At 71.7% G+C, this 12003-nt stretch carries 15 protein-coding genes; 6 read left to right on the top strand and 9 right to left on the bottom strand.

From position 1 onward, the window contains the following. Positions 1 to 111: 111 nt before the first annotated feature. Together IEY79_RS14160 and IEY79_RS14155 are read right to left on the bottom strand one after the other, a co-directional pair. Positions 112 to 843, bottom strand: coding sequence for a DUF3558 domain-containing protein (locus tag IEY79_RS14160; protein WP_189107771.1), 732 nt, complete (start codon positions 841 to 843; stop codon positions 112 to 114). A 145-nt stretch (positions 844 to 988) separates the two neighbouring features. Further along, on the bottom strand, positions 989 to 1819 hold the full coding sequence (locus IEY79_RS14155) for a DUF3558 domain-containing protein (RefSeq protein WP_189107770.1): 831 nt from the start codon (positions 1817 to 1819) through the stop codon (positions 989 to 991). Between the two features lie 255 nt (positions 1820 to 2074). Here IEY79_RS14155 and IEY79_RS14150 point away from each other — a divergent pair, with 255 nt between their 5' ends. Beyond that, positions 2075 to 3256, top strand: a complete 1182-nt coding sequence (locus tag IEY79_RS14150) for an RtcB family protein (protein WP_189107769.1) — start codon at positions 2075 to 2077, stop codon at positions 3254 to 3256. Positions 3257 to 3311: 55 nt separating this feature from the next. On the opposite strand, the gene IEY79_RS14145 is transcribed toward IEY79_RS14150, so the two are convergent. Next, positions 3312 to 3860, bottom strand: coding sequence for a DinB family protein (locus IEY79_RS14145; protein ID WP_189107768.1), 549 nt, complete (start codon positions 3858 to 3860; stop codon positions 3312 to 3314). Positions 3861 to 4019: 159 nt separating this feature from the next. Here IEY79_RS14145 and IEY79_RS14140 point away from each other — a divergent pair, with 159 nt between their 5' ends. Further along, entirely contained in the window at positions 4020 to 4835 is an 816-nt protein-coding gene (locus IEY79_RS14140) for a pentapeptide repeat-containing protein (RefSeq protein ID WP_308426668.1), read from the top strand. Between the two features lie 96 nt (positions 4836 to 4931). Here IEY79_RS14140 and IEY79_RS14135 read toward each other — a convergent pair whose 3' ends face one another. The 3 genes from IEY79_RS14135 to IEY79_RS14125 form a co-directional block, all read right to left on the bottom strand. Further along, a complete protein-coding gene (locus IEY79_RS14135; protein WP_189107767.1) occupies positions 4932 to 5183 on the bottom strand; it encodes a hypothetical protein in 252 nt (83 codons plus the stop codon). Next, positions 5180 to 5956, bottom strand: a complete 777-nt coding sequence (locus IEY79_RS14130; RefSeq protein ID WP_189107766.1) for an SDR family NAD(P)-dependent oxidoreductase — start codon at positions 5954 to 5956, stop codon at positions 5180 to 5182. The genes IEY79_RS14135 and IEY79_RS14130 overlap by 4 nt, the downstream gene beginning before the upstream one ends. A 66-nt stretch (positions 5957 to 6022) precedes the next feature. Beyond that, the gene (locus IEY79_RS14125) at positions 6023 to 6358 is read right to left on the bottom strand and encodes a YnfA family protein (protein ID WP_189107765.1); all 336 of its coding nucleotides are present in this window, start codon (positions 6356 to 6358) and stop codon (positions 6023 to 6025) included. Positions 6359 to 6444: 86 nt separating this feature from the next. Between IEY79_RS14125 and IEY79_RS14120 the strand changes: the two genes are divergently transcribed. After that, positions 6445 to 6990 carry a hypothetical protein gene (locus IEY79_RS14120; protein WP_229700857.1) on the top strand — a complete coding sequence of 182 codons (546 nt, stop codon included), beginning with the start codon at positions 6445 to 6447 and terminating at the stop codon, positions 6988 to 6990. A gap of 30 nt (positions 6991 to 7020) precedes the next feature. On the opposite strand, the gene IEY79_RS14115 is transcribed toward IEY79_RS14120, so the two are convergent. Together IEY79_RS14115 and IEY79_RS14110 are read right to left on the bottom strand one after the other, a co-directional pair. Next, positions 7021 to 7755, bottom strand: coding sequence for a Mut7-C RNAse domain-containing protein (locus IEY79_RS14115; RefSeq protein WP_189107764.1), 735 nt, complete (start codon positions 7753 to 7755; stop codon positions 7021 to 7023). Positions 7756 to 7824: 69 nt separating this feature from the next. Beyond that, complete coding sequence (locus tag IEY79_RS14110; protein WP_189107763.1) at positions 7825 to 8349, bottom strand: GNAT family N-acetyltransferase; 525 nt, start codon at positions 8347 to 8349, stop codon at positions 7825 to 7827. A 51-nt stretch (positions 8350 to 8400) separates the two neighbouring features. Between IEY79_RS14110 and IEY79_RS14105 the strand changes: the two genes are divergently transcribed. Next, positions 8401 to 9042, top strand: coding sequence for a hypothetical protein (locus IEY79_RS14105; RefSeq protein WP_189107762.1), 642 nt, complete (start codon positions 8401 to 8403; stop codon positions 9040 to 9042). 19 nt (positions 9043 to 9061) lie between these two features. Here the strand turns inward: IEY79_RS14105 and IEY79_RS14100 are convergent, their stop codons facing one another. Continuing rightward, complete coding sequence (locus IEY79_RS14100; protein WP_189107761.1) at positions 9062 to 9874, bottom strand: helix-turn-helix domain-containing protein; 813 nt, start codon at positions 9872 to 9874, stop codon at positions 9062 to 9064. 62 nt (positions 9875 to 9936) lie between these two features. Between IEY79_RS14100 and IEY79_RS14095 the strand changes: the two genes are divergently transcribed. Both IEY79_RS14095 and IEY79_RS14090 read left to right on the top strand, forming a co-directional pair. Then, positions 9937 to 10515 carry a TIGR03086 family metal-binding protein gene (locus tag IEY79_RS14095; RefSeq protein ID WP_189107760.1) on the top strand — a complete coding sequence of 193 codons (579 nt, stop codon included), beginning with the start codon at positions 9937 to 9939 and terminating at the stop codon, positions 10513 to 10515. Positions 10516 to 10844: 329 nt separating this feature from the next. After that, positions 10845 to 11936 carry a PucR family transcriptional regulator gene (locus IEY79_RS14090; RefSeq protein WP_189107759.1) on the top strand — a complete coding sequence of 364 codons (1092 nt, stop codon included), beginning with the start codon at positions 10845 to 10847 and terminating at the stop codon, positions 11934 to 11936. The last annotated feature ends 67 nt before the right edge of the window (positions 11937 to 12003 follow it).

Below are 12003 nucleotides of genomic sequence, written 5' to 3'. Positions count from 1 at the left end.
CAGGGAGCCTTGCGCGGCCCGGAGTTGAGGCGGGAACGGGCACGTGGTGGGCTGTTTGTCCTCAATCGCCGTATGAGCCCGGCGGCGCCGGGGTCCCCGCCCCGGAACGGTCTACTCCGTCGCCGCCGGAACGGCCGCCACCGCTTCCTTCGTCGCCTTCGTCGCGCCCTTCACCAGGTCCGAGGCCGCGGGGGACTTCGCGCCCGCGTAACCCGCGCCGTTGTACGTGAGCGTGATCACCACGTTCTCGGAGCGCGCGACGACCGTCGCGTAGCCGAAGGACTCGCCCGTCTTCGTCACGCTGTAGGTGACCGCCGTCGCCTCGGTGCCGACGCCCGCGGCCGGGGCAGCCTTCATGCCCTTCGCGCCCTGGGTGGCGCGCGCCTTGGCGACTTCCTTCTTGTAGTAGTCCGCGGCGCGGTCCTGGCCGGAGCCGAGACCCTCCTCGGAGTCGTACCGCATCAGGGAGATGTCCAGCCAGCGGTACTGCGAGCCCTTGACGCCGTTGTCGTCCAGCCCGTTCCACGAGCAGCTGCCGCGCGTCGTGATGTCCGAGGACTTCCCCGCCGAGCCCGACTTGTCCTTCGCCTTGGGCACCAGGTCCGTGATCGTCTTCGCGGCGATCGACTTGCACGGGTCGGCCGGCAGCGTCGTGAACTTCGCCGGGGCGACCTTCGGCGCGGCCTTCGAGGCGGTGGCGGCGGGCTTGTCCGCGTCACCGCCGCCGTCGGAGTCGGACGAGCAGCCCGCGGCGACGATCATCACCGGGACGGCCGCGCAGGCGAGCATGCGTACGCGGGTGCGGGTGCGGGAGCGGCTGGGTCGCGGGGCTGATCGCTGCATGGTTCCTTCAGTGTTCCTTCAGTCGGCAGTCATACGGTCCGATCGGCCACGGTAGCCGCCCGGGGCGCGACTCAGGGCCCGGGCGGCCGACTCGGAGCCGCGGGGGCGCCGGGCGGGAACGCGGCCGCGGTCCCTCGGCCCGCCCCTACTCGTTGAGCTGGTCGGCCAGCTTCCGGGCCAGTCCCCGGGCCTTTTCCTGCAGTTCCTTGCTGTCGGGGACCGTCGTCGGATGCGCCGGCTGCTCCGCGTACCGCACCGTCACGACCACATTCGATGTGCGGAACACCACGCTGACCGTACGGCGCTTGGCGGCCGAACCGGACGGGGCGAAGACGTCGTCCACGAAGGCCGCGTCGCCGAGGTTGTCCAGCAGCCGGGGCTGGAGTCCGGGGGGCGGCGCGGTGTTGCCGGGGGTGGTGGTCGTACCGCTGTTGGGGGTCTTGTCGGCGGACGGTGATCCCGAGGGCGATCCGGAGGGGGATCCCGACGGCGATCCGGACGGGCTCGGGTCGCTCTCCGGGTCCTCGTCGACGGGAGGCGGCAGGGAAGCGCCGTCCTCCTTCTTCGCGTAGACCTCCTGCGCCTTGTCGGCGTCGCTCACCGCCGGGTCGTAGGACACGACGCGCTCGACATCGATCACCAGGTGGTGCGAGGCGCTCGGGGCGTCGGCCGACCAGGAGCAGCCGACGCGGCGGTCGGTGTCGTACGTCACGGCCGCCGTGCCGCCCAGCACCTTCTCCTGCTGGTCCTCGGGGAGCTGGCCGGCACCCGGGAGCAGATCGCGCAGCGTGGCGCGGTCCACCGACCCGCACGGCTCACGCAGGGTGCGGTACTTGCCCGGTGGCGCGACGGAGGTGGTGGGGACACCGGCCTTGGCGTCGATGTCGGAGCCGTCGCCGTCGGTACCGGAGGTGCATCCCGCGACGAGCGTCACGAGCAGCGCCGCCAGGCCGGGTACGTACGCCTTTCGCTGCACGGTCCCTGGGCTCCTTATCTACGCGGTGTGGACATGAGTTCTAGTGGTCGCACTGGTGAGAACTACGCAGGTGCCGTGCTTGGTTCCTGGTTCCGCACACATGGCGAGTTCACGCGAAAAGGGTTTGCCGCCGCATGGCGTGCGGTGGACACAATGTCTACCTCACGCATTGCCGTGGATGCCGGTCCGCTGTCTGGTTTGGCGGTCCTGGATCCGGTTTTTGCTCTTTCAGACTTTCGGGGGAATCGAGGAACTATGTCGTACGTGGAAGTGCCGGGTGAGAAGGTCCCCATCCGTATGTGGACGGACCCCGCCTCGGTCGAGGACGTCGCGATGCAGCAGCTCCGGAACGTCGCGACGCTGCCCTGGATCAAGGGCCTGGCGGTCATGCCCGACGTCCACTTCGGCAAGGGCGCGACGGTCGGCTCGGTCATCGCGATGCGGGGCGCGGTCTGCCCGGCCGCGGTGGGGGTGGACATCGGCTGCGGCATGTCGGCGGTCAAGACGTCCCTGACGTCGAACGACCTCCCGGGCGACCTGTCGCGCCTCCGCTCCCGGATCGAGCAGGCCATTCCGGTGGGGCGCGGGATGCATGACGAGCTGATCGAGCCCGACGGGGTCGGCGCGCGCTGGGACGACTTCTGGGACCGGTTCGACGGGATCGCGGAATCGGTGAAGTTCCGTCAGCAGCGCGCGGTGAGGCAGATGGGAACGCTCGGCGGTGGAAACCACTTCGTGGAGTTCTGCCTGGATTCGACCGGTTCCGTCTGGCTGATGCTGCACTCCGGCTCCCGGAACATCGGCAACGAGCTGGCGGACTTCCACATCGGCGTCGCGCAGGCCCTGCCGCACAACCAGGACCTGATCGACCGCGATCTCGCCGTCTTCGTCTCCGACACCCCGGAGATGAAGGCGTACCGCAACGACCTGTTCTGGGCGCAGGAGTACGCGAGTTACAACCGCGCCGTGATGATGGACCTCTTCAAGAACGTGGTCCGCAAGGAGTTCAAGAAGGCGAAGGTCACCTTCGAGCCCGTGATCTCCTGCCACCACAACTACGTCTCCGAGGAGCGGTACGACGGGATGGACCTGCTGGTCACCCGGAAGGGCGCGATCCGCGCCGGCAGTGGTGACTACGGGATCATCCCCGGCTCCATGGGCACGGGGTCGTACATCGTGAAGGGTCTGGGCAACGAGGCGTCCTTCAACTCCGCCTCCCACGGCGCCGGCCGCAAGATGAGCCGGAACGCCGCGCGGCGGAAGTTCTCCGTGCGGGACCTGGAGGACCAGACGCGGGGCGTGGAGTGCCGTAAGGACTCCGGCGTCGTGGACGAGATCCCGGGCGCGTACAAGCCGATCGAGAAGGTCATCGACCAGCAGAAGGACCTGGTCGAGGTGGTGGCGAAGCTCAAGCAGGTGGTGTGCGTCAAGGGCTGACGGGGGCGGTACGGGGGGTGGCGGTGCCGCGTTCGGCGGCACCGCCACAGCCGTGCTAACCGCCGGCGGCCCGGGTCGATGCCCCGTAGGCGCGTTGGGTCAGGCCGATTTCCGCGACGTTCTTCGTCAGTTCGAAGTTCAGCCAGCTGGCGACGTGGACCAGCTCGATGTTGTCTCCCCAGGGCAGCCCCGCCGTGCGTTCCTTCGAGTCCAGGTCGGCGTCGGTGAGCCGGAGCAGTTCGGTGCGCCAGGAGTCCTTCAGGGAGCTCAGCCAGGCGGTCGTGGCCTCCGTCGTGCCCGGCCAGTGGATGGACTCGCGCGGTGGGGCTCCCTCGCCGAAGCAGTGGGTGAGGGTGGTGGTCCACCAGAAGCCGATGTGCCAGGTGAGCCAGGCGATCGAGGTGCTGGGGACCGGGTCGGGCTCCGGGACCTGCCAGTCGGCGACCCAGTCGCCCTCGGCGTCCGGGCGGACCGTCCAGCAGTCGGGGGACGGTTCCCAGAGGCATGCCCGGTCGTCCAGGTCCTTCAGGTAGTACTCGAACAGCGCCCAGCACATGTCGAGTTGGCGGACCAGCAGGTCAACGCGGGGGACTGGCGTCGTCATGCCGGCGAGCGTTCCACCGGGTCCGGCGGGCGGGCAAACCATTTTCTCGGCGGGGACGGCGCGCTCCGGACGGGCTCCGGACGGGCTCCGTACGCGGCCGGTGCGCGGTGTGGTGTTCACTGACGGGAGTGCTGCCGTCCGAGCCGGGAGATCCGCTCCGTGTCCGACCGACCCAATCTGCTCGCCGACTGCGAGAACTGCTTCGGGCTGTGCTGTGTCGCCCTGCCCTTCACCGCGTCGGCGGACTTCGCCGTCGACAAGCGGGCGGGCGAGCCCTGCTCGAATCTGCGCACGGACTTCCGCTGCGGCATCCACACCCGCCTGCGGGACAAGGGCTTCCAGGGCTGCACGGTGTACGACTGCTTCGGCGCCGGCCAGCAGGTCTCCCAGGTGACCTTCGGCGGGAAGAGCTGGCGGGACGACCCGGGGAGCGCGCGGTCGATGTACGCCGCGTTCCCCGTGATGCGTCAGCTGCACGAACTGCTCCGCTACCTCACCGAGGCCCTGACGATGGAGCCCGCGCGGGGCCTGCACGGCGATCTGCGGGCCGCGCTGGACGCGACCGTGCGGCTGACGGAGAGCGACGCCGAGACCCTGGTGGAGCTGGACGTGGCCGGTCACCGGGCGGGCGTGAACGAACTGCTGCTGCGCACCAGCGAACTCGTACGCGCGGGCGTCCGCGGCAGGCGGAAGGAGCGCCGGGGCGCCGATCTGATGGGCGCCAGGCTCAAGGGCGCCGACCTGCGGGGGGCGAATCTGCGGGGCGCGTATCTGATCGCCGCCGACCTGCGCGGCGCCGATCTGCGGACGGCCGATCTGATCGGCGCGGACTTCCGGGACGCGGACCTGCGGGGCGCCGATCTCACCGGCGCCCTGTTCCTCACCCAGCCCCAGCTCAACGCGGCGAGGGGCGACGCCACGACCGTGCTTCCGGCCGCCCTGACACGCCCCTCCCACTGGGTCGACAGCCCCTGAGGGCTGTCCCGTGATCCCCCGCGGGCTCGACGTCGGCTACGGCACCTCGCCGCGCCGACGCCGTGCGCCGATCCACCGCGGATTACGGGACAGCCCTCAGCCGCGCCGCTCCGCCGCGTGCAGGGCGCGTGCCCGTGACATCGCCTGGTCGAAGTCGCGCTGGGTGTCGTCGGACCAGTGCAGCAGGTCCGCCAGGACGCGCGTGAGCGTTTCGCCGGGGCCGCGGCGCCAGCCGTCGCCGGAGAGGGTGTACGTCTCCAGTGCCGCGCTCGCCCGGCGGACGGCCGCGTCGCCGCGGGCGTCGTGGGGCACGCCGGAACCCGGGCCGGGCCCGGGGCCGTCGGTCATGAAAGCTCCCTGTGGACCTTGGTGTTGGAGGCCTGCGCCCGGGGACGGACCACCAGCAGGTCGATGTTCACGTGGTGGGGACGCGTGACCGCCCAGGTGATGGTGTCCGCCACGTCGTCCGCGCTGAGCGGCTCGGCGACCCCCTCGTACACCTTCGCCGCCCGCTCGGTGTCCCCGCGGAAGCGCGTGGTGGCGAACCCCTCCGTCTTGACCATGCCCGGCGCCACCTCGATGACGCGGACCGGTGTGCCGACGATCTCCAGGCGCAGGGTCTCGGCCAGGACGTGCTCGGCGTGCTTGGCCGCGACGTAACCGCCGCCGCCCTCGTACGTGGCGAAACCGGCGGTCGAGGAGAGGATCACCACCGTGCCGTTGCCGCTCGCGGTGAGGGCGGGGAGCAGGGCCTGGGTGGTGTGGAGGGTGCCGATGACGTTCGTCTCGTACATCTGCCGCCAGTCGTCCGGGTCGCCGCTGGCGACCGGGTCGGCGCCGAGCGCGCCGCCCGCGTTGGCGACCAGCACGTCGACGGACGGGAGACGGCCGAGTTCGGCGGCGAAGGCGTCCACGGCCGCGCGGTCGGTGACGTCGAGGACATGGGCGGTGGCGGAGTGCCCGGCCGCGTTGATCTCGGCGGCCAGCGCCTCGATACGGTCCTTGCGGCGGGCGGTCAGGACGACGTGGTGGCCCGCGGCCGCGAGTTGGCGGGCGGTGGCGGCTCCGATGCCGCTGCTCGCTCCGGTGACGACGGCGGTGGGGGTACCGGCGACGGTCATGGCGTGCTCCTCGCGCGTGTGGGCGACTGATCGACTTGTCCCGCCAGGATAGGCAGGCGGCGCGGGTCAGTGATCGCGCGGGGCATAGATCAGGACGGCCATGCCGACGAGGCAGATCAGCGCGCCGATGATGTCGTAGCGGTCGGGACGGTAGCCGTCGGCGACCACGCCCCACGCGATCGAACCGGCGACGAAGACGCCGCCGTACGCCGCGAGGATGCGGCCGAACTCGCCGTCCGGCTGGAGAGTGGCGACGAAGCCGTACAGGCCGAGCGCGATGACACCGGCGCCGATCCAGATCCAGCCCTTGTGTTCGCGTACGCCCTGCCAGACGAGCCAGGCACCGCCGATCTCGAAGAGTGCGGCGACGGCGAAGAGGGCGACGGAGCGGGCCACGAGCATGGGACCAGGCTGCCATGCGGGTGGAAGACGGATCGACACAGTGACCGTTGGTCAGATATGAGGTGATAAGTCGATATCGTCAGATTATGGGAGCAATGCGTAAGGTGATGTTGGTGGTGTCGACCGCGGCCGTGGCCGTGTCGTTGGGCACGATGCCGGGCTCGGGCATGGAGGCGGCCGCGGATTCCGGTACGCGTACGGGGCCGGGCGCGGAGCCGGACGCCGGTGCGCCCGGGGAACAGGGACCGGTAGAGGCCGACGTGGCCCACCACGGGCATATCTCCCTGTGGGGCGGACGCCTCGCCGTACGGCTCTCGACCGGCAACCACGGTCCCTCGGGCCTGGCCGGCGCGACCGCCCGGCTGGGCTTCTCCGTACCGCTGGCCTTCGGACAGAAACTGCCGGACGCCTGTCTGTGGGGCGGGAACCAGGTCGTGTACTGCCGGGCGGGCGAGCTGCGGGCGGACGGGCGGGACAGCGAGGTCCTGCTCGACCTGCGGACGGTCGGTGATCCCGCCGAGGTCTCCGTGGACATCTCGACCGTGTGGAACGGCGGCGCCGACGACCACAACCCGGACAACGACAAGCACCATGTGCTCGTCCCGGCCACCGGCGACCTGTACGTCTACTGAGGCCCGACAGCCGCGCCGAAGACCCGTCGACTAGGCCGCCGCGCCGCCGAATTCACGTACGGCCTCGTCGACGATCGCCGCAAGGCGCGTGTGGTGCGCGCCGCGCCAGTAGACCTTGCCGCACTCCGTGCACTGCGCGAACACGTCGTACGTACGCTGGGTGCCCTCCTTGAGCCGGCCCTCGACCGAGTCCTTGTCGGCGGGCCCCAGCGCGCCGTTGCAGGCCGTACAGCGGGTCCACGGGGCGAGCACGGGCGCGAACCGCTCCAGTACGTCCCGGAGCTGGTCGTCCGTGCGGTCGCTGTAGATGTACGCCCCCGCCCAGATCTCCCTGCGCCGCAGCAGTCCCCGGTCGCGCGAGAGCAGAACGCGCCGCTCCTTCGCCGAGAGCGCGGCCAGCGCCGGATCGCCGATGTCCTCGCTCTCGTACGCCGCGTCGACGCCCAGCAGCCGCATCCGGCGCGCGAGGGTGCCGAGGTGGACGTCCAGGAGGAAGCGCAGCGGCGCCCCCGGTACGCGCTGCGGCCGGACCACCGCCCGTACCTCCACCGACTCGCCCGCCGCCGGGATGTGCGACGTGGCCACCGGGCGTCCGTCCACGAGAAGTCGACCGGCCTCGGTGAGCGGGACACCGAGGGATTCGACGACATGGCCGAGCGTGGACGAGCCGTCCGTGGGCACGGTGGTACGCCCGCCGCGCCGCCCGGCCGGGACGAAGACGTGCAGCTCAGGGGCGAAGGTGAGGTGGATCTCCGGTCCGTTCACCTCGTCAGCATGACACCGGGCGGGGAGGCGGGCCAGAGCTTTCCGCGCGGGCCGGGCACGAGATCCGCTTCACTCCGCTTCGAGGTCGAGCCGCCACTCGTTGCACCGCATCGTGTGGCCGACCGGATATTCGAAGTCGCTCTCCCCGAGCAGCTCGAAACCCACCTTGCGGCACACCGCGTTCGACGCTCCGTTGCCGACCGAGGGGAACGCCATCAGAAAGCGGTGCTCGCGCTCCGCCCGCGCCCGCTCCACCACCGCCCTCGTCGCGGCCGCCGCCAGTCCCCGCCCCTGGAACTCGCCGAGCACCCCCCAGCCCGTCTCGTACACGTCCTGCCCCCGCCAGGCGCTCTCCCAGAAGCCGGTGTTCCCCACCGCCTCACCGCCCGGCAGCAGGACGATCCGGAACATCCGCCCCTTGCCCGTCCGGTCGGCGCTCAGCGCGACGTACCTCAGATGCCTGGCCAGCACCTGCTCCTCCGTCTCGGGGCCGCCGAGATGCTCCATCAGCTCAGGCGCGTTCGCCGCGCGCAGGAGCCCGAGATCCCCCTCCGACCATGGCTCCAGCCGCACCTGGGGTGATTTCATTTCCATGGAACCGACTGTAGATCGAGGCACTGACAACGCCAGGGGAGGTGCGGTCGCGTGAGCTACACCGGGGTCTGGTCCGTCGGCGCCGTACCCGACGCCGAGGTCGTCGCCCTGCCGCGCAGGTTCGCCCATCTCGACGAGACCTGGACCGTCCCCGACGGCTGCGCCGACGATCTGCGCTGGTGGCTGGGCGGCGGCGACCGCGAGCCGTACTTCACCCCGGAACCGACCCCCGCCGCGCACCGCTTCGCCGCGTTCGCGCGCGGCGGCGGCCCCACCGCGCCCGCCGTGGCCGCCATGAAGGACGCGGCGACGGATCTGCTGCGTCACGCGGCCGCCCAGGGGAGCGATCCGGACGGGTTGTTCGTCGAGGCCGTACGGAAGGGGGAGCCGGCGACCGCGCTCCACCACGGCCTCGGCGCCGAGGCGTCCGCCCAACTCCCGGGCTGGTTCGGGGACTTCCTCCTCACTGCCGACGAGGTGCGGGCCGTGCTCCCGGGCGCCGAGTCCGTGCTGGCCGTGACGGGACAGCGGCGTACCGAGGTGCTGGCCCGTATCGACGCGTGGGTGTACGCCATGACGGACGCGCCGGAGGGGGAGTTCGACACGGCCGGGCTGTTGGCCGGGCCGCTGCGGGTGCTCCGGTACGCCGCCGCGCACGGCCTGGGCGTGGTCGCCGCGACCGGCACCCACTGAGGCGACCCGCGGAAGCGGCCTACTGAACCGCGCGCGCGTACGCCGTCGGCGGCACGCCCACCGTCGCCGTGAAGTCCCGCACCAGATGCGCCTGGTCGCTGTAGCCCAACTCGGCGGCAAGCCCGGCCCAGTCGAGCTCCTCTTCGGCCTCGGCCCGCTCCAGCGCCTCGTGGATACGGTGGCGGAGGATGACCCACTTCGGTCCGACCCCCACGTACGTGGCGAACAGCCGCTGCAACGACCGCACCGAAAGACCGGCCGCCGACGCCAGTTCCGCCGCCCGCCGGATCGTACGGTCCGCACCGAGCAGGCCGACCACCCTCATCGCCTCGTCCGCCTGCGGGTCCGGCCGGGCGCCCAGACCCAGCAGATACGAGTCGAGCGCGGCGACCCGCGCGTCCTCCTCAGGAGGATCCAGGATCGCGGCGACGACGCCGGCGTCCGTCCCGGGCAGCACCTCGGCGATCGGCACCCGCCGCCCCGACCACTCGGACACCGGCCACGCGGGGGCGAAGGGCCGGAAGCCGCCGGGGCGGAACTTCACCCCGCACACCCGGCCGTCCGCCTCCAGCTTCTGCGTGAACAGCTCCAGGCCGATACCCGCGACCTCACCCCAGGGCGGCGCCGTGCCGAACCGCTGGAAGACCACGTTCACCGAGGGGTGCGGCACGACATGGGAGGCGTACGGCTCCGACAGGTCCCAGTCGATCAGCCAGTACGACTCCACGTACCGGCGCAGCTCGGGCGCCGGCAGACGGCGGCGGAAATCGACCCGGGCGAAGAGCCCGGAGGCGTCGACGATGCCTCGCGTGTCGCGCCGTGGAGCTGCCATGGCCGGATCCTATGTCGCGTTTGTTCAATACGCGCCGGGGCGCCGTCCCTAGCGTCGGAGGCATGGACGACAAGATCTGCACCCTCCTCGAAACGGCCGCGGCCGACGCCCTCCCGGTGCTGCGCGGGGTACGCGACGACCAGCTCGGCGAACCGACCCCGTGCGCCGAGTACGACGTGCACGGGCTGCTCGACCACCTCTTCCAGGTGATCGTCAACTTCCAGGCGCTGGCCGCCAAGGGCGAGTCCGACTTCGGCGCCGCGCCCGAGCGCTTGGCGGAGGACCGTGACGACCGCTTCGCCGCCGAGATCGCCGGACTGATCAAGGCATGGGGCGCGCCGGGGGCGGAAGAGGGCCTGACGGGCGCGATGAACATGCCCGCGCGGACCGTCGGCGCGATGGCACTCGGTGATCTGACCGTGCACTCCTGGGACGTGGCCCGCGCGACGGGCCAGCGTTACGAGCCGGACGCCGCCGTCGTACGGGCGCTCGGCGCCGGGTTCGCGGCGCTGGCGCCGACGGCTCGCGCGATGGGTGTCTTCGGGGAGCCGGTGCCGGTGGGCGAGGACGCGACGCCCTTCGATTCGCTGCTGGCCGTGACGGGCCGCGATCCGCGGTGGCGTCCGGCTGCCGGCGCGTAGCCCCGGACCGTGTGTGGCGCGGCCGGTCCGGCGGGGGAAACGTACGGCGGGCAGTGAGCGGCGGCCGTACGAGTCACGCGATCCGTACGAGCCGCCGTCGGACCGGCTCCGGATGCCGGAGTACGAGTGCGCGCACTCCGGCACCGGAATCCGTCCCCCGTTTTCCGTGGTCCGATCCTGTCACCCGAGGGGCTGTGCGCGCACTGCCGGATCCCGGCAATCTTTACGCGTCCTTAATGCCGGGTGCCGTCGCCGAATCCGGCTCTGACAAGCTGGGTGGCACCCGCGTTAAGAACGCGTCAGGACAGATCAGGAAGCCGGGGGCCCAGATGGCGGATCAGACGACAGGCCGGCCCACGGACCAGGGGCCCTTCGCGGAGTACCTGACCGGCTACGACCGGATCCTCTCCGACGTCTCGGTGACCGGGCGCCGCCTCACCCGCGACGAACTCGACTCGCGCCGCGCACTGGGCGAGCAGGCCGCCGAGGCCGGGCACGGCCTGCGGGCACTCGTCAGCCGGCATCTGACCGCCACCCGCGCCGCCTGGCCCGTCTCGTCGGCGAGTGCGGCGTCCGCCGACAGCGTCCTCGCCGCCGTCGAGCAGGCCGTCGACGCGTTCGCCGAGGGCTACGAGCGGGCCCAGCGGATCGCCGTACGGCGCGAGGAGGCGTCCCGGCGCGAGTTCATCGACGACCTGCTGCACGGGCGCAGCGACCTGGGCAGGCTCGCCGAGCGGGCCGGACGGTTCGGGCTCCAGCTCTCCCACGCGCACGCGGTGGCCGTGGCCGTCGGGGAGGCCGCGTACGCGGAGACGGACCCCGCCGCCCGCAGTATCGAACTCGCCCTCGTCTCCCGCTTCGGTGACCGCCGCATCCTGCTGACCACCAAGGACGGGCGGCTCATCTGCGTCGCGCCCGCCGACCAGGGGGACGTACTCACCTACTTCGCCAAGCAGGCGCACGCGGCGACGGACGGCGGGCGGGTCGCCATCGGGCGCGCGCACCCGGGCGCGGGCGGGGTGGTGCAGAGTTACGAGGAAGCCCTGAACGCGCACGACCTCGCCGACCGGATGGGACTGGACGAGCCGGTGCTCCGCGCGGACGATCTGCTGGTCTACCCGGTGCTGAGCCGGGACCGGGAGGCGCTGACCGATCTCGTACGCAGCGCGCTCGGTCCTCTGAAGGAGGCGCGCGGCGGCGCCCGACCGCTGCTGGAGACGCTGACGGCGTACTTCGACGCGGGGTGTGTGGGCGCGGAGGCGGCGCGGCGGCTCAATCTGAGCGTGCGCGCGCTGACGTACCGGCTGGAGCGCATACACAAGCTCACCGGGTCGGACCCGGCGGAGCCGTTCCACCGCTACACGCTCCAGACGGCCGTGATCGGCGCACGGCTGCTGGACTGGCCGGCGAAGGACTTCTGAGCATTCCGGCGCGCCCGTACCCCAGGCACTATGGAAGGGGCCCACGCTCCGGCGCCCCGGGCCCCGG

Source organism: Streptomyces camponoticapitis, assembly GCF_014646115.1.
Lineage (GTDB): Bacteria > Actinomycetota > Actinomycetes > Streptomycetales > Streptomycetaceae > Streptomyces > Streptomyces camponoticapitis.
Note: the sequence above shows the minus strand (reverse complement) of the source record. Positions and strands in the feature narration are given on the sequence as shown.

Coding starts and splice junctions, on each gene's coding strand:
- IEY79_RS14135 (WP_189107767.1), bottom strand. CDS start 5,183: ATGACCGACGGCCCCGGGCCCGGCCCGGGTTCCGGCGTGCCCCACGAC.
- IEY79_RS14100 (WP_189107761.1), bottom strand. CDS start 9,874: ATGGCAGCTCCACGGCGCGACACGCGAGGCATCGTCGACGCCTCCGGG.
- IEY79_RS14130 (WP_189107766.1), bottom strand. CDS start 5,956: ATGACCGTCGCCGGTACCCCCACCGCCGTCGTCACCGGAGCGAGCAGC.
- IEY79_RS14120 (WP_229700857.1), top strand. CDS start 6,445: ATGGGAGCAATGCGTAAGGTGATGTTGGTGGTGTCGACCGCGGCCGTG.
- IEY79_RS14090 (WP_189107759.1), top strand. CDS start 10,845: ATGGCGGATCAGACGACAGGCCGGCCCACGGACCAGGGGCCCTTCGCG.
- IEY79_RS14110 (WP_189107763.1), bottom strand. CDS start 8,349: ATGGAAATGAAATCACCCCAGGTGCGGCTGGAGCCATGGTCGGAGGGG.
- IEY79_RS14095 (WP_189107760.1), top strand. CDS start 9,937: ATGGACGACAAGATCTGCACCCTCCTCGAAACGGCCGCGGCCGACGCC.
- IEY79_RS14125 (WP_189107765.1), bottom strand. CDS start 6,358: ATGCTCGTGGCCCGCTCCGTCGCCCTCTTCGCCGTCGCCGCACTCTTC.
- IEY79_RS14150 (WP_189107769.1), top strand. CDS start 2,075: ATGTCGTACGTGGAAGTGCCGGGTGAGAAGGTCCCCATCCGTATGTGG.
- IEY79_RS14160 (WP_189107771.1), bottom strand. CDS start 843: ATGCAGCGATCAGCCCCGCGACCCAGCCGCTCCCGCACCCGCACCCGC.
- IEY79_RS14145 (WP_189107768.1), bottom strand. CDS start 3,860: ATGACGACGCCAGTCCCCCGCGTTGACCTGCTGGTCCGCCAACTCGAC.